Origin of the sequence: Photorhabdus australis DSM 17609 (genome assembly GCF_000711895.1) — a bacterium.
GTDB classification, from domain to species: domain Bacteria; phylum Pseudomonadota; class Gammaproteobacteria; order Enterobacterales; family Enterobacteriaceae; genus Photorhabdus; species Photorhabdus australis.
In genome coordinates this window covers 18486-35001 of sequence record NZ_JONO01000052.1, presented here as the reverse complement: position 1 = coordinate 35001, position 16516 = coordinate 18486, and the positions used below count along the sequence as shown (strand labels likewise).

General features: G+C 40.3%; 11 protein-coding genes. 3 read left to right on the top strand and 8 right to left on the bottom strand.

Annotated elements, in window-relative coordinates; all coding sequences use genetic code 11:
* Window positions 1-192 precede the first annotated feature (192 nt).
* A complete protein-coding gene (locus tag BO26_RS14640) occupies window positions 193-450 on the top strand; it encodes a hypothetical protein (protein WP_157835563.1) in 258 nt (85 codons plus the stop codon).
* Between the two features lie 833 nt (window positions 451-1283).
* Entirely contained in the window at window positions 1284-2714 is a 1431-nt protein-coding gene (gene sbcB / locus BO26_RS14630) for an exodeoxyribonuclease I (protein WP_036772582.1), read from the top strand.
* Window positions 2715-2841: 127 nt separating this feature from the next.
* Here sbcB and dld read toward each other — a convergent pair whose 3' ends face one another.
* The 8 genes from dld to yieE all read right to left on the bottom strand — a co-directional run bounded on the left by dld (window position 2842) and on the right by yieE (window position 15150).
* A complete protein-coding gene (gene dld, locus BO26_RS14625; protein WP_036772581.1) occupies window positions 2842-4557 on the bottom strand; it encodes a D-lactate dehydrogenase in 1716 nt (571 codons plus the stop codon).
* Between the two features lie 212 nt (window positions 4558-4769).
* Window positions 4770-6152 carry an APC family permease gene (locus BO26_RS14620; protein ID WP_036772578.1) on the bottom strand — a complete coding sequence of 461 codons (1383 nt, stop codon included), beginning with the start codon at window positions 6150-6152 and terminating at the stop codon, window positions 4770-4772.
* Window positions 6153-6875: 723 nt separating this feature from the next.
* Window positions 6876-8867 carry a ligand-gated channel protein gene (locus BO26_RS14615; protein ID WP_036772576.1) on the bottom strand — a complete coding sequence of 664 codons (1992 nt, stop codon included), beginning with the start codon at window positions 8865-8867 and terminating at the stop codon, window positions 6876-6878.
* A gap of 438 nt (window positions 8868-9305) precedes the next feature.
* Window positions 9306-10094, bottom strand: coding sequence for an ABC transporter ATP-binding protein (locus BO26_RS14610; protein ID WP_036772574.1), 789 nt, complete (start codon window positions 10092-10094; stop codon window positions 9306-9308).
* Window positions 10091-11176 (bottom strand): FecCD family ABC transporter permease, encoded by a 1086-nt coding sequence (locus BO26_RS14605; protein WP_036772572.1) that lies wholly within the window; start codon window positions 11174-11176, stop codon window positions 10091-10093. The genes BO26_RS14610 and BO26_RS14605 overlap by 4 nt, the downstream gene beginning before the upstream one ends.
* Before the next feature lie 24 nt (window positions 11177-11200).
* The gene (locus BO26_RS14600) at window positions 11201-12352 is read right to left on the bottom strand and encodes an ABC transporter substrate-binding protein (RefSeq protein WP_420864706.1); all 1152 of its coding nucleotides are present in this window, start codon (window positions 12350-12352) and stop codon (window positions 11201-11203) included.
* 307 nt (window positions 12353-12659) lie between these two features.
* Window positions 12660-14138: an amino acid permease gene (locus BO26_RS14595; RefSeq protein ID WP_036772568.1), complete on the bottom strand. Its 1479-nt coding sequence runs from the start codon at window positions 14136-14138 to the stop codon at window positions 12660-12662.
* Window positions 14139-14286: 148 nt separating this feature from the next.
* Complete coding sequence (gene yieE, locus BO26_RS14590; protein ID WP_036772565.1) at window positions 14287-15150, bottom strand: DNA-binding transcriptional regulator YeiE; 864 nt, start codon at window positions 15148-15150, stop codon at window positions 14287-14289.
* Between the two features lie 189 nt (window positions 15151-15339).
* Here yieE and BO26_RS14585 point away from each other — a divergent pair, with 189 nt between their 5' ends.
* Window positions 15340-16422 carry a YeiH family protein gene (locus BO26_RS14585; protein ID WP_036772562.1) on the top strand — a complete coding sequence of 361 codons (1083 nt, stop codon included), beginning with the start codon at window positions 15340-15342 and terminating at the stop codon, window positions 16420-16422.
* Window positions 16423-16516: the final 94 nt, after the last annotated feature.

The following is a 16516-nucleotide window of genomic DNA, read 5'->3' as shown; positions in this document are numbered from 1 at the left end:
ATTAGTTTATTAGTTTATTAGTTTATTAGTTTATTAGTTTATTAGTTTATTAGTTTATTAGTTTATTAGTTTATTAGTTTATTAGTTTATTAGTTAAATTTCTTATAAAAATAATTATATTTGTGATGTTTATCTTAATAATAAAATAAAAGGTTCCTTATTACTGAAACAGTATTAAAATTGACGAAAAACATGACGAAGATTAGATTAGGCCAAGTGATGAAAAAAATCCCTTTTGATTTAGATGGTTATGAAATCTCTTATGGTTACGCCCGTAGAACAAAAATTCCAATTATAAAAATAACCCATCCCAGAAATGAGATTCCTATCAGGCCATTCTATAGTGTCAATAGAGCTAATTTGCTTGAAAGAATCCAATATGAAACGGGTTTAAAAGATCAATATCTTGAACGTCTTAATGAGCATTTTCAAGAAATTAATTACCCTTAAAAAACTGGATATAACAGGAGGTTACACCCTTCTATTTTAGTGTCCTGGAAATTACCAAGGTACTGCATATCCGGTTTATTCTGTTTAATAGTTTATTTACCGATGAATCCATTCGTGATTAGTTGGTAAAAGAGGTGACCTGATATAATACAGTAGGTAATAATCCCTCCCAATATTTCTATCGCTTATATCCTTATTAACACTTACTGAAACAATTGGCATTTTTCTTTTATTTTTTCTGTTATATAGTAAAAGAAAACATGCCAGGCATGTACCTGCAACTATCGCATACTGATATCGATTTTCTAATGTTGACATCAAGGTAAAATAAACTAATCCCATAACTGAAAATACACACACCGCACCAATTATCCCTTGAATTATATGCATCACGATTCTCATCAATATACTTATTATCGTCATCATCATTTATCCAGTCCTGCGGAGAATTCATTAAATATCTTATTAAATAAACCACGATCTTCTTCATATGCCTCTAACGCTCTGACATTTAACCATTAAATAAATTAAATTTGACATATTCACCTCATTTATCTTTTCAATACTTCACTGCATGTTGTAGTAGGCAGATCAATATTGTCAAGGATAAATGGTCTAAAAACATACAATCATTTACTACAAGCCCCAAAAACGTTAATAACTGACATCCCATTGTGGCGCAGAAAATAGGAAGATATGGATATGATATTGCAATCGCATGGATTCTCTAAGATAGTAAGCAATAATTACTCATATTCCTGGAAAAAATATTATTCCCTTCTCTAAAAAAGCAGAAGAAACAAATAATTAACATGATTGGACATTGAACAACAGTGAAAAACAGCAGCGAACAACCCACTTTCTACATTCATGACTACGAAACTTTCGGTAAACATCCAGCACTGGACAGACCTGCTCAGTTTGCCGGTGTCCGCACTGATATGGATTTCAATATCATTGAAGAGCCGTTAGTTATTTACTGTTCACCTGCCGATGATTATCTCCCTCAGCCAGAAGCGGTCATGATCACGGGAATTACGCCTCAGATTGCCCTGGAAAAAGGCGTCAATGAAGCGGAATTTGCCCGACAAATTCACAATGTATTCAGTGTGCCGAATAGCTGTATTCTCGGTTATAACAATATCCGGTTTGATGATGAAGTCAGCCGGAATATTTTTTACCGCAATTTTTATGACCCATACGCTTATAGCTGGCAAAAAGGTAATTCCCGTTGGGATTTACTTGATGTACTGCGTGCCTGTTATGCCCTGCGCCCCGAAGGTATTATCTGGCCCGAAAATGACGATGGTCTGCCCAGTTTTAAACTAGAACATCTGACCAAAGCAAATGGTGTTGAACATTCACATGCTCACGATGCTATGTCCGATGTTTACGCCACAATTGCAATGGCAAAATTGCTTAAAAAAGCCCAACCGCGGATGTTCGATTATTTCTTCCAATTAAGAAATAAACAGAAAGTCAGCAATCTCATCGATATCCCCCAAATGAAACCATTAGTTCATGTTTCTGGTATGTTTGGCGCAACACGTAGCAATACCAGCCTGGTTGCTCCTCTTGCATGGCACCCGATAAACCGGAATGCCGTCATTATGTGTGATTTGGCAGGAGATATTTCACCATTGCTGGAACTGGACGCAGATGCTTTGCGCGAACGCCTGTATACCCGTCACGATGAATTACTACCAGATCAACCACCAGTCCCTGTTAAACTGGTCCATATTAATAAATGCCCGATAATCGCACCTGATAATACCTTACGAACAGAAGATGCTGAACGTCTTAGACTGGATCGTGATCATTGTGAAAGAAATCTGGCTATTCTACGAAATAATCCACAAATCAGAGAAAAAGTTGTCGAACTGTTTACTCAGACCGAATCTTTCCCTGAATCAGATAATGTTGACGCTAAGCTATATAATGGCTTCTTTAGTGATGCAGATAAAGCAGCGATGAATATTATCCGTGAAACATTACCGCAAAATTTACCTGCTTTAGACCTGACTTTCCAGGATCCGAGAATTAAGACTCTGTTATTTCGCTATCGTGCCAGAAATTACCCTTCTACTCTAACTTATGATGAACAACAGCGCTGGCTACGACATCGTCAGGACGTATTAACCCAGGATAAACTCAGTGAATATATCTTTATCATCGAGCAGCTCTTTATTGAACATCAAAGCAATGAAGAAAAATGTCATCAACTTAAAGCACTGATGGAATATGCAGTAAAACTGGCTGGATAATCAAACCGATAATAGACAAACATAGATCGGCGAGTAACTCATACTCGCCTTCCTCTCAATTGACCAAAGGGAAATTATCACAGACTCAAATCCTCTTCGTACTGCCATGATGTTGAGAATACTGGCATTAAAATTCTCCTTTCCAATTTTTCAGCTTAGATGTTTTCCCAACTCCTGGGTTGAGAGTGTTAGTAGGATCGGTCATCCGATAGAAAGCCTTAAGCTGAGGTTTAGCCTTATATTGATGACCTACATTGTGTTCCGCAGGATATTCCGCACCGCGCTGATCGAGGATTTCTATCATTCTTTCTTTCAATGCGTGTATATCCACACCCTTTTTTATAATGTAATCATGATGGAATACATGACACATAAAATGCCCACAGTAAAGTTTATGCAATAATACATCATCAAATTCTGGTAGTAACTGTTCAAACCATTCACGATCATTACGGCGCAGAGCAATATCAAGCGAAAGAATATCTTCCACTTCGTTACTATGTATGGCTCGATAACGGATCGCCGCACCAGCAGCGGAGAAGCGATGCAGAAACGCTTTAACACCTTCTTCCGGCGTACAGGCAAAGAATGCCCCCTCCGCTTGGCTGAAATAATTCTCTAGCCAATTTCTCGCTTCCTCAACCCCATCACCAGACATCTTTAATATCAAATGGTGCTCAAAGCGATTTCGATATTCTTTCAAACGCTTAGGTAAGTGGGAAGGAAATAAACGACTCAATCCTTGCATTATGCGATCGATAAGATGAGAAGGTAAAAATGGAATCTTGTTGAAAATCGCATCCATTTTCCCTTTCAAGGTAAAATAGGCCGGCATTTTATCAGTACCAAGCTTATCAATCATGATAAAAGTATCTTTACCGTAGCTTTCTGCAATATCAAAAATATCCCGGTGCATATATTCACCCGCCACCGGCAAGTTACGAAAATTGGCTAACATATGACGACGTAACTCCGTCAATACATCAGTTTGGTTGGTTCCGATATAAAATACCTGAGACGAAGATTCTGCCGGAAAAGTATCGAGCCGGACAGCAAACACAACCAATTTACCAGCACAACCTGAAGCTTCGAATAAACGACGTTCGTCAGAATTGAAACGAGATGGCGTATCAGCATCTACGTCACGTACTCGTTGGGCATACTCATAATCAGACGCTTTGCGTTGACCATGTTCTATATCCTGGTCACTATAACTCCGTTCTTCCAGACAAGAGAGGATCTCTTCCGGTGTTTCTCCCAGATAAATACCCAGATGATTAATCAATTCTGGCTCACCGCTCTCATTCACTCGCCCATATAATGCCATTTCGGTATAGGCTGGACCACGATGAACCAGAGAACCACCTGAATTATTACAGATACCACCAATCACAGAAGCACCAATGCAGGAAGAACCGATAACCGAATGAGGTTCACGCCCCAGTGGTTTTAACGCACGTTCAAGTTGCCACAATGTACTGCCCGGCAACGCTACTACCTGGTTACACTGTTTCAGAATTTGTATTTTATTCATGCGCAACGTGCTGATAATCACGATGTCACGGTCATAATCATTACCGCTCGGGGTAGAACCTTCGGTCACACCGGTATTAGCTGCTTGCATCAAGATGATTTTATCCGCTTCAACACAGGCTTTAAACACACGCCACTGTTCTATCAGCGAACCGGGAAATACAACGGCTAAGGCTTCGCCTTGACCTGAGCGAAAACCTTTACGATAGCGTTCAGTCTTATGAGGAGAAGTCAGGATATGAGATTTACCGACAATATTGGTCAGGGTAGTAATAAATTGCTGATTTTGCGAGGTCTTTACATCATTCATAGTCTCTTCCTTAATAGTCTATAATTACCTCTCAGAGCATAGATTGTTTTTCCCTATTTACTGCCGGAATTTTTCTTATCTGCAAGCAGCATCGCTGTTTTCTTTTCTCAGATCCTTCTTCTGCATTATTGCGGCAAAATTGGAAACAATAGCCAATAGCCAAAAAAAAACGGTACCAAATTCGGTACCGTTGTTCTTTTTCAAACTTAATACTAAATCATTTCAGAACACTGGGGCATCGGCTGACGGAAACGACGGGTCAGGAATACCATATAAACCAGACCAATAGCTCCCCAGGTTAGACCCAATTCCATAGAACTCTGTTCCAGGTTCATCCACAACACCCCAACAGTACAGGCACCAATAACAGGTAATACCAGGAAGTTGATTGTATCTTTCAATGTACGGTTACGACGTTCACGGATATAGAACTGAGAGATAACCGATAGGTTTACAAAAGTGAACGCTATCAGCGCACCAAAGTTAATCAGAGCCGTTGCAGTCACCAGATCAAAAGTGATTGCAGACAGCGCTACGATACCGACCAACAATACGTTGACTGCCGGAGTCCGCCATTTCGGATGAACATAGCCAAATATTTTCTCAGGAAATACGCCATCACGCCCCATAACATAGAGCAAACGCGAAACCCCCGCGTGAGATGCCATACCAGAAGCCAAAACGGTGACACAAGAGAACACCAGAATAATGGACTGGAATAAAGTACCCGCTACATACAGCATAATTTCTGGCTGAGATTCATCCGGGTTCTTGAACCGGGAGATATCAGGAAAATAGAGCTGTAAAAAATAAGAAACGATAATAAAGATAACACCACCGATTAATGCTGTCAGGAAGATCGCTTTCGGGATCACTTTGCCTGCATTCGGCGTCTCTTCGGACAACGAACTAATACCATCAAACCCAAGGAACGAAAAACACAAAATCGTTGCCCCAGTAATCATCGGGATTAAATGAGCATCTTCAGAGGTAAAAGGTCTTACACTCCATAAAGTTCCTACACCTTCCCCATTGTATACGCCGTGGATCAACAAACCCACAAATACAACCATTATTGCAACCTGAACAATAACAATACCGGTGTTAAGATTAGCAACAACGTTGATACCACGCAGGTTAAAGGCCGTCATCAATAATGCCAACCCTACAACGAAAATCCACGGTTCTACGCCAGGAAAAATGGCCTGGAGATAAATTTTCGCCAATAAGATGTTAATCATTGGCATGAACAGATAATCTAGTAGCGACGACCAACCTACCATAAAGCCAACATGCGGACTGATAGATTTTTGTGCATAAGTATATGCAGATCCGGCAGATGGAAAGCGTTTTACCAATTTCCCATAGCTTAAAGCGGTAAATAGAATTGCGATCAGAGCAATAGCATAAGATGTCGCTACGTGGCCATCAGTCAAACCAGAAACAATTCCGAAAGTATCAAAGATAGTCATAGGTTGCAGATAAGCAAGCCCCATCATCACCACTTGAACTAAGGTCAGTGTTTTTCTGAGTTGAACACGATTGTTCGCACCAGTTTGGTTGGTGCCAATTGAAATTTCAGTATTATGCGACATGAGCGAAACCTCCCATAACTCCGATTCGTGTTTTATCACTACTTAATCGACAGTTACTGGGAAGACTTCGCTTCTGCCTATAGGCAGAATAGACAGTGGAGTTAGAGGCTGGATTATACATAGAGCGCAATGCTCCATAATCATCGATGCAGCAGCATGTGCCGATTGGCACAAGTGCGATAGAGAATAATTGCTCCATATTAGCGTTCCTCATTACGGCAACCCATTCTCATTATGGTTGCACGTGGGCCAATTATCTATCCGGCTCAGAATCCGGCCTCTTGGTATATACCCTTCATCTTTCAAGCTGCTGCTTTGTTGACTGCTTTAACTTACTCCAGTCACATAGTGATCTATGCTCCTGGAGATGCGTTCACTTGCCGCCGCACTGCAACTTGAAATCTATTGGGTATAGTAAAAAATAAGTCAAAGCAAAAAAAATAACCGACACATATAAACGCATCAGTTATTTTCCAGTGGGCGAATTCTGCACTTGAAGACCTAAAATAGCAATACTCGCCGCACTAAAAGTTCATTATTTTTTACTACACATATTGATTACGCTATGGAATTTAACCATGTCATATACATTCCTTTGACATGCGCTAAGTTTTAGCACAATACAAAACGAATTACCACTCAGTTTTTATGGGTTCAGCAAACACAAAACCCCCTGCCAAAAACAGGCAAGGGGGTTAACACACATTTAATAAGAATTATTTATTAGAAATCGTAGGTGATACCAATGTTATAGCGACGACCATCCAGTTGTGCTTCATAATTTTCTTCAGTAACACGTTTATCAAATACGTTGTATACCCCACCCAACACACGTAGATCTTTAGTCAGATTATAGCTAGCACCAATATCTACAAAGGCATAGGACGGTGTTCCTTCATTCATTTTTTCACGACGTCCTAAATAATCTGAAGTTTTGCCACGGAAGTTTACCCGGGCCCAGGTTTGCATTTCCGGTAAGGTTTGCCAGTTCAGAGTCGCATTCGCCATATGTTTAGGCATTTTGTTCAAAGGTTTTCCTTTGTTTGTCCCACTCTTCTGTTCTGAATCAGTGTAAGTATAATTTGCAGCCAATGACCAGTTTTCAACAATATCCCAGTTCATTGTCGCTTCTACACCGCGTATATTAGCTTTATGTACGTTTATACGATCACTGATAAACTTATAAACGTTATCACCAATTTTACACTTTTTATCTTTCCCACCACTTGGATCAGTACAGCGGTTAATTTCAGTGATCTTATCTTTGAATTCTGTATTAAATATTGTCAAACCAACATTAAGGTTTTCTCGATTATTCCAAATAATACCAATCTCTTGACCAAAGCTCTTTTCTGGCTTTAAATCTGGGTTCCCAACAATAATGCCCGGTTTTTCTCTAAATCCATCAATTACCCTGGGGCTTCCTCCTGTAACTTGCCCCCAATCTGATGCAGCATGACGTAAATCAGGAGAACGGTAACCAGTAGATACACCACCTTTAATCGTCCATTGTTCATCAGCATGCCATACACCATACAGACGGGGTGTCCAATGACTACCAAAATTCTCGTCTTTATCCATACGGATACCACCAGTCAGGGCAAAATCATTAGTCATTTGCCATTCATCTTCAGCAAATAGTGCCCAACTCCAGCGAGTTAATTTGTCTATGCCATTAGCCGAAGCCAATAAATTGTCACCACCATGTAAGTTTTCATAACGATATTGCCCTCCCACGCTTAGAGTATGATCATCCAGCTGGAAAACCGTTTGGTTGTTAAATACCGTATCCTGGTACTTCATATCACGCCCTGGATTACGTGAATCATCATGTTGGATATATGAAGTCATGGTACCGAAATCATAAATACCATTGTGCGTAATAGAGTAATTGTTACGGTTATAATCGTTTTTTTCTGAGTCACCACGAGACGATTTGCCTTCAGTAGTATTGCGATCCTGTTCATAACGACCCGCTTCGAAATCAAAAGTATTTTGATCATCAGGCGTCAGAGAAAAAGTTGCAGAGCCGTTACGCATTTCCTGCTCTTTAAACCCTCCAACAAATTTATCTTCATTGCGGTGAGAATACAGACCACTGACTTTCAAACCCAGTAATCCATCAATAATTGGACCTGAAGAATAAACACTACCTTGATAACTATTACCTGAATCTTTACGTTCAGTTAACGTAGTATCGGTACGGAAACTAGTTTTCCACTCTTTCTGTGGCTTACGAGTAATAATGTTAATAACCCCACCCATAGCATCAGAACCATAAAGAGCAGACATCGGTCCACGCACCACTTCGATCCGTTCAATCGCCGCCAATGGTGGCAACCAACCCTGTTCAATACCAGAACCATCACTATTTGGGCGAGTATTGCGAGTATCAACACGCTTCCCATCAATCAACATCATCGTATACTTAGACGCCATACCACGAATACTGATATCACTGCTACTACCGCCACCTGTAACAACAACACCCGGTACATCTTTCAATGCATCAGTCACATCACGATAAGCTTTGGTTTCTAATTGTTCACGGCTCACCACAGAAATAGATGCTGGCGCATCTTCAATCTTCTGTTGGAAGCCTGATGCTGTAGTCACAATAATTGTGTCATTACTACTACTGGCAGCAAAAACAGAACCAGATGAAATTGCAGCAATAACCCCTAACGCGATTTTTCTTTTATTAAAAATACCCATTCCCGATTCTCCAAGAAATATATACCCGTTATCTTTCAAGTTGCCTCTTGGTTGGCTGCACTCACTCACCCCGGTCACATAGTTATCTATACTCCCAGGGATTCGTTCCCTTGCCGTCGCGAAGCATCTTGAAATCCATTGGGCATAAGCATGATTTATTCATTTATAAAAATGGATAATTAACATATGCTCAAAAATAACAGGGGTAAAATATTCAGCCCTGTATAGTTTTATTATTTTGTTTTATTAGATTCACTTACATCTTATTACTATAAAATATAAGCCAATATTCTTATTAATTCAGATAATCTATCTTATTCAATTATTCTATTACCCACTCTTTGTAGTAATAAAGAGTGGGTATGAGCATTGCCCAGACAAAAATGACAAATTTTTAAACCTATTTTATTGTAAGCAACAAAGTCATTAGAATTGGTTCTAACTGGCTAGCTTTGAAACTAATCCATCAATTAATACCTGTGGAATGCCCTGAGAACAGTGTTCAATTCTACCTCTGACACCATAAACCTGCGCCAAACTGTCCGGAGTAATAACCTGCTCAGGCATTCCTTCCGCAATTAAATGACCTTTTTGCAACATTAATATATGGTCACCATGACGTAAAGCGATATTAATATCATGCACGACCACGACAGTAATAATATTACGCTGACACGTTTCTTGTGCAACCAGTTCCATTACATGATATTGATAATTTAAATCCAGTGCACTAAGTGGTTCATCTAATAATAATAATGTCGGCTTACGAATTAGCGATTGTGCCAATCCAACTAACTGTTTTTGACCACCAGACAACTGATCTAAATAACATAACGCCAGATGTTCAATCCCCAACTGGCCTAATAAAGACATCACTTCTTCTTCATTTGTTTCAGAATGACGTCCACCAGACGCCCGTTGAGCAACAATAATCGATTCCAACACATGTAAATGAACACCAGCAGGCAAACTTTGTGGCAAATAAACCACATCTTCTGCCCTCCTTGCAAAGTTCATTTTCATTAAATCCTGCCCGTCAAGCCAAAGCTGCCCACTGGCGCGATTTAAGCCAGCCAACGAACGCAGGAGTGTTGATTTACCACTGCCATTTGGCCCCAACAGTACTGTAATTTTCCCGCGAGGTAACGGAGCAACATTCAGATTTTCAATAACCGGATGTTTCGGGTAGCCAGCAGAAAAATTGCTGATAGTTAATCCCTGCTTCATACATTCCCCCTGTAACGTAAAATTATACTGAGGAAGAATGGAACCCCAACCAATGCAGTAACAATCCCAATCGGAATAATGACACCTGGGATCAAGTTCTTCGATACAATCGATGTCAAAGACAGTACTAATGCACCAATCAGTGCACTGGCAGGCAAATAGAAACGGTGATCTTCACCAAATATCATACGAGCAATATGAGGCGCAATTAAACCGATAAAGGCGATTGGCCCAACAAATGCAACTGCTAAGGCGGAAAGAATACTGATACGCAATAATGTCCCCAAACGCAGGCGACGAGTATCAATACCAAAACTGATGGCCCGATCTTCACCCAAACGCAACGCTGTCAATTTCCAGGCATTCATCATTGAAATCGGAAAAATAACTGCAAATACCAGCAACATAACACCCAGTTTTACCCAGGTTGCTCTGACAAGGCTACCCATTGTCCAGAGTACCAGTCCCTGAAGGGTATCTTCAGTTGCAATAAACTGCATCATGGAAACCAGTGCATCAAAAGTAAAGTACAGCGCAATACCAAACAACACCACGCCGTAAGTGGCAGCACGTGTCCAACGGGTGATACCATCCAACACCAACGCGGCCAGCAAAGCAAAAATAAAGGCATTCGCAGAGATGAACCATTGGTCAGGCACGCCCGGAATACCAATACCTGACACAATAGCCAGCGCAGCACCAAATGCAGCCGCCTGAGAAACACCTAACGTAAAGGGACTTGCTAATGGATTATTCAGAATCGTCTGCATTTCCGCGCCAGCCAGCCCAAGAGACAGGCCAATCACTACCGCCATCAGAGCGTATGGCAAACGGATATCCCAGACAATTACCCGTGTACCCGCATCTACACTATCTGGTGACACTAAAGTCTGCCAGAGAGACTGCAAAGATAAACCTGATGGCCCTATAGTAAAATCTAATACCAGGGAAGCACCGATAACCAAGACGATGGACACCATCATCACGATACGGCGGCGTAAAATATATTGGTAATGGGCTTTTACACCGCTGTTATTTGATTGCTGTTTCACCGTTGGCATAGGCTCGGTAGTGACACTCATTATTTCTGTTACCTGTCTTACTGATTACTTCTCACTGACCCAGTAAACACCTGATGGCTCAACTGCCAGGAATTTACTGTGTAATTTATTCAGTGTTTCTTGTGGATCTAAATCTGCAAATTGTTCAGGATAGAACCACTTAGCAAATACCTGAGCAACAATTACGTTATAGGGAGAATTATAATAGTTATGCCAAATAGCATAGTCCCTACCCTCGGTAACCGCAGTCAAAGAGCTAATACCTTTGCGATCAGTCATTTTTTTCAGACTAGCTTTTGCCAGCTCAGGTGTAGCTTGCGCGCCCAGTTTTACACCGGGTTCATTACTGTCTGGCGCTTTTGCGCCACTGGCAATGTAAATATAAGGATCAATTGCAATAATCTTTTCGAGATTCATATTGCCAAGTGCACCTGGCAGCACATCTTTAGCAATATTTTTACCACCTGCCAGATCGATAAAATTGCCCATATTACCATTACCGGCAGTAGCACAGCAGTCTTCAAAAGCACCCGCTCTTAGGTCAATAAATACTGTTGGCTTTTTCTCTTCCGGGATTTTATTGGTAATTTCAGTTACCAGTTTTACATTCTTCTCGTAGAAATCAGCATATTCTGTTGCTTGTTTTTCACGGTGCAATACTTTACCCAGCATACGAATGCTTGGCAGTGTGTTTTTTAGTGGATCGGTACGGAAGTCAACAAACACAACTGGAACGCCTGCTTTTTCAAGCTGAGCAACCAATTCGCTGTTCTTACCAGGACCATGACCAGACAAGCCAAAAATAGCAATATCTGGATTGAGAGTTAACACTTTTTCAGAGCTAATACTGTCAGCACTGGTATCACCAATCAAAGGAACTTTGTCAATCTCAGGGAATTTAGCTTTATAGATGGCATAGGATTGTGGGTCCAGTTTGCGAAAATCACCTTGCCAACCCGCGATACGAGTCAGTGGTTTATCCCCTTCAAGTAAAGCGACAGCGTGAAACAAACGACCTTCGCCCAACAAAATACGGTTTACATTCTCAGGAACTTCAACAGTACGGCCAACTATATCGGTTACTGTTTCAGCCCATGATGCAAAGCTTGCCATTACTGCCGAACCCGCCAACAGGCTGATACCGATACTCTTTGCAATAGATCGAGATACAAATTTCACTTTGTTAGCCTCTTTCATATTAATAATAATGGCGCTAACAATAAAGCAAACGAGAATAATTATCAATGTTATTTACATAAATTTTGGTAAATAACATAATTAATTATATGACTAACCCCCTGAAAAATAAAAAAACGTCCACTTCGTTACAAAAATGAGCGTTTTCTGCTGATTTCCTGTCAATAGCTATTTAACCATAATAGAACAACACGTTAAGATAATAATAAATTGATTTTGAATAGCATTGAAATACTGCTAAATCAGGCTGGTTAACATCTATCCAAAGACCTTACCAGCCAGTTAATTTCATTTAGTGTGATCAAATTCACTTATTGAAAGTATCAGGAAATTCCATCTCACTATATTTAATAAAATGGGTTTTCTTCACCAATTTATAGCCAAACCAAATCAATAGGAACAATGGAATACCAATATAAGTTGCTGCTACACCATACCAGTCAATGTTGTCTTGCAAAAACGCCTGATAATTCTGCCCTAATGTAATGGTCAGACAGAGAATAAAGGCAAAGATCGGACCAACCGGGAAAAATCCTGAACGATAAGGTAGCTTACCTAAATCCAATCCCTGAGCTACATAACCACGGCGGAAACGATAATGACTGATAGCAATCCCTAACCATGCAATAAAACCTGTCATCCCAGAGGTATTCAACAACCACAGATAAACAGTCTGGTTACCGTACATTGAACTGAGGAAACATAAAGCAGCAACAACCGTTGTTGCATACAAAGCATTACGCGGCACACCACCCTGGGACAATTTACCAAAAATCTTTGGCGCTTTGCCCTCTTTTGCCAATGTGAACAGCATACGAGTTGATGCATACATCCCTGAATTACCCGCAGACAACACCGCAGTTAAAATAACGGCATTCATCACAGCCGCAGCTGATAGTAAACCGGCATTTTCAAATACCAACGTAAACGGACTAACGCTAATATCACCGACTTCATTACGTAGTAAACGTGGATCAGTGTAAGGAATAATCAGACTAATAATCAGGATCGCAAAAATATAGAACAGCAGGATACGCCAGAATACTTTACGTACTGCACGGGGAACATTCTTCGAAGGATCTTTCGACTCACCTGCCGTAATACCAATAAGTTCGACACCCTGGAAAGAAAATCCAACTATCATTGCTACACCAATCATAGCAGAGAAACCACCAGCAAAAGGGGCATCACCAACAGTCCAATTATGCCATCCAACACCTTCTGTACCTTTCATGATACCGGTTATCATCAATACTCCGACCACAATAAAGACAATAATTGTGGTAACTTTAATCAAAGAAAACCAATATTCAGCTTCACCAAAACCTTTCACTGAAATAGAATTCAACAGGAAAATCAATGCAAGAAACAACGCACTCCAAACCCAACCTGGCACATCCGGCAACCAATAAGCCATAACCAACTGAGCAGCCACCAAATCTACCGCGATAGCCACCGCCCAGTTGTACCAATAATTCCAACCAAGGGCGAAGCCAAATCCTTCTTCAACATATTTGGAACCATAAGTTGAGAAAGAACCAGAAACAGGCATATAAGCAGCCAGCTCTCCCAGACTGGTCATCAGGAAATAGATCATCAGGCCAATCAACGCATAGGAAAGTAATGCTCCACCAGGCCCGACCTGTGAAACCGTCACACCTGAAGCCACAAATAGCCCAGTGCCTATTGATCCACCAATAGCAATCATTGCCAAATGTCGCGCTTTTAATTCACGGCGTAAATGTTGCGCTATTGGTTTCCGGGAAATACTTTGTTGTTGAGACATTATGTTCCTGTTATCTGAGAATAAACCTGATGGCGGATTGTAACAAATCCTCGCTATCAAAATAGCAAGGAAGCATAATTATAAGATACCTTCATAATTCAGAAAAAATTATAAGTAATATAACTAGCTCTTAAATAAGAAATAAAATTCACTGGCAGTAACTAAGCAGTTTTTGCAGTGCATTAGACATATGCTTTTGCCGGTGACAAATCAGATACAACATTCTGAAAAGCTTCAATTCTGGTACCTTCAGTTCCAACAAAGTGTGATTTTCCAATTGTTCTGCAACAACTCGTCTGGATAAACAGCTAATTCCCATACCAAATCTAACAGCATGTTTTATCGCTTCAGAATTTCCCAATTCCATCAAGATCTTGAACCCAGGTAGGCGAGCAAATAACAGATGATCCAATACCTCTCTGGTACCCGATCCTCTTTCTCTTAATATCCACGATGCCTTAGCTAAATCATCCAATTTCAACACCTGTTTAGCTAACGGATTCTCAGGAGCTGAGAAAATAACCAACTCATCCTCCATCCAGAGCTGAGTTATCAATTCAGGGCTGTGACAAGAACCCTCTATCAAACCAAGATCAACGCGGAATTCCAGAACAGAATTGATAACATCCTGAGTATTACTGATGTTTAACTCCAGGGGTGTATTAGGAAAATCCCGACGATAATTTGCCAACATTTCCGGCAGCATATAATTACCGATGGTACTACTGGCAGCAATACGTAATGCACCCAGCTCTTGTTTAAATAACTGCTGAATTTCTCCTGCCTGTTCCAGTAATGCCAAAGCCTTGGGATAGAGTAAACGCCCGTGCTCATTAGTTACCAGCCGTTTTCCTACTCTGTCAAAAAGCTGCACACCAAGCTGGTTTTCCAGATCTGTTAATGAAGCACTCACCGCAGATTGAGAAAGCGCTAATTGCAGAGAGGCTTGTGTCGTTGAGCCACTTTTCAATACCTCTGTGAAAACTTCCAATTGCCTCAGTGTAATATGCATATTGCCCCACAAAATATAGTGTCAGCCTGATAGATTGCTTTAATTTTATACAAAAATAAACAACTTAACAAAAATCCTTCCTCTTTTACCACTTTTTTAGATTATATATAAAAATTTTATCAATTTTAACGATAAATCTGTCTGCTATATACTTATTTTTAAAATATATAAGCAAAGCGAGCAATCTCTATGTCTAACACTCAAGCTAAAGAATTTAGTAAACAAAAATCTATTCCCGGAATGAAATTAATACCTGGGCTAATAATGGCGGTAATACTTACCGCAATTTCAATCTATGCTGGAAATATTCCATGGTTTATTAATATGGGGCTGGGCGCACTGACACTGGCGATTCTGGCAGGAATTATTATCGGTAATACCGTTTATCCTTTACTTAAACCTTATTGTGATGAAGGTATTCATTTTTCAAAACATTATCTCCTGCGAGCAGGCATTATTCTTTATGGATTCCGTCTAACATTTCAGCAAATTGCTGACGTAGGTGCTACCGGTCTTTTAACTGACGTAATTATGTTGTCTTCAACTTTCTTTATTGCAATCTGGCTAGGCAGATCACTCTTTGGATTAGACCAACAAACCTCAATATTGATTGGTGCCGGTAGTAGTATTTGCGGGGCAGCGGCTATTATGGCGACAGAACCTGTGGTAAATGCTCCCGCCAGTAAAGTTGCTGTTGCTGTATCAACAGTTGTCATCTTTGGCACCATCGCTATTTTCATTTATCCATGGTTTTATCAACTCAACGAACATTATCAGTGGTTCTCATTCACACAAGAAGCCTTTGGTATCTTTACTGGCTCCACCATTCATGAAGTTGCTCAAGTTGTTGCTGTTGGACATGCTATTAGCGATCAAGCCGAGAACGCTGCTGTTATCAGTAAGATGATTAGGGTTATGATGCTAGCACCATTTCTGTTGTTATTATCCAGTTATATCAGCAGTGCCCCTACTCAAAATAGCAAAAACAGTCAAGAAAGAACCCGAATTACTATCCCTTGGTTTGCGGTGATCTTCATCGCAATAGCCGGTTTTAACTCTTTTAATTTATTACCTACAGTAATAGTTAATTATCTGATCAACATCGATACAATTATGCTCGCTATGGCTATGGTTGCATTAGGTTTAACTACTCATGTCAGTGCTATCCGTCAAGCTGGATTTAAACCTATCTTATTAGCTCTGGTTTTGTTTATATGGCTGGTAATCGGCGGACTTCTGATAAATTTAGGCGTCCAATATATACTTGGTTGATCGAAATATTCACACTGAAAAACTTCATCAATATATACCCAATAGATTTCAAGATGCATCGCGACGGCAAGGGAGCCAATCCCCAGGAGCATAG

Coding starts and splice junctions, on each gene's coding strand:
- BO26_RS14640 (WP_157835563.1), top strand. CDS start 193: ATGACGAAGATTAGATTAGGCCAAGTGATGAAAAAAATCCCTTTTGAT.
- dld (WP_036772581.1), bottom strand. CDS start 4,557: ATGAATGATGTAAAGACCTCGCAAAATCAGCAATTTATTACTACCCTG.
- BO26_RS14620 (WP_036772578.1), bottom strand. CDS start 6,152: ATGTCGCATAATACTGAAATTTCAATTGGCACCAACCAAACTGGTGCG.
- BO26_RS14615 (WP_036772576.1), bottom strand. CDS start 8,867: ATGGGTATTTTTAATAAAAGAAAAATCGCGTTAGGGGTTATTGCTGCA.
- BO26_RS14610 (WP_036772574.1), bottom strand. CDS start 10,094: ATGAAGCAGGGATTAACTATCAGCAATTTTTCTGCTGGCTACCCGAAA.
- BO26_RS14605 (WP_036772572.1), bottom strand. CDS start 11,176: ATGAGTGTCACTACCGAGCCTATGCCAACGGTGAAACAGCAATCAAAT.
- BO26_RS14600 (WP_420864706.1), bottom strand. CDS start 12,352: ATGAAAGAGGCTAACAAAGTGAAATTTGTATCTCGATCTATTGCAAAG.
- BO26_RS14595 (WP_036772568.1), bottom strand. CDS start 14,138: ATGTCTCAACAACAAAGTATTTCCCGGAAACCAATAGCGCAACATTTA.
- yieE (WP_036772565.1), bottom strand. CDS start 15,150: ATGCATATTACACTGAGGCAATTGGAAGTTTTCACAGAGGTATTGAAA.
- BO26_RS14585 (WP_036772562.1), top strand. CDS start 15,340: ATGTCTAACACTCAAGCTAAAGAATTTAGTAAACAAAAATCTATTCCC.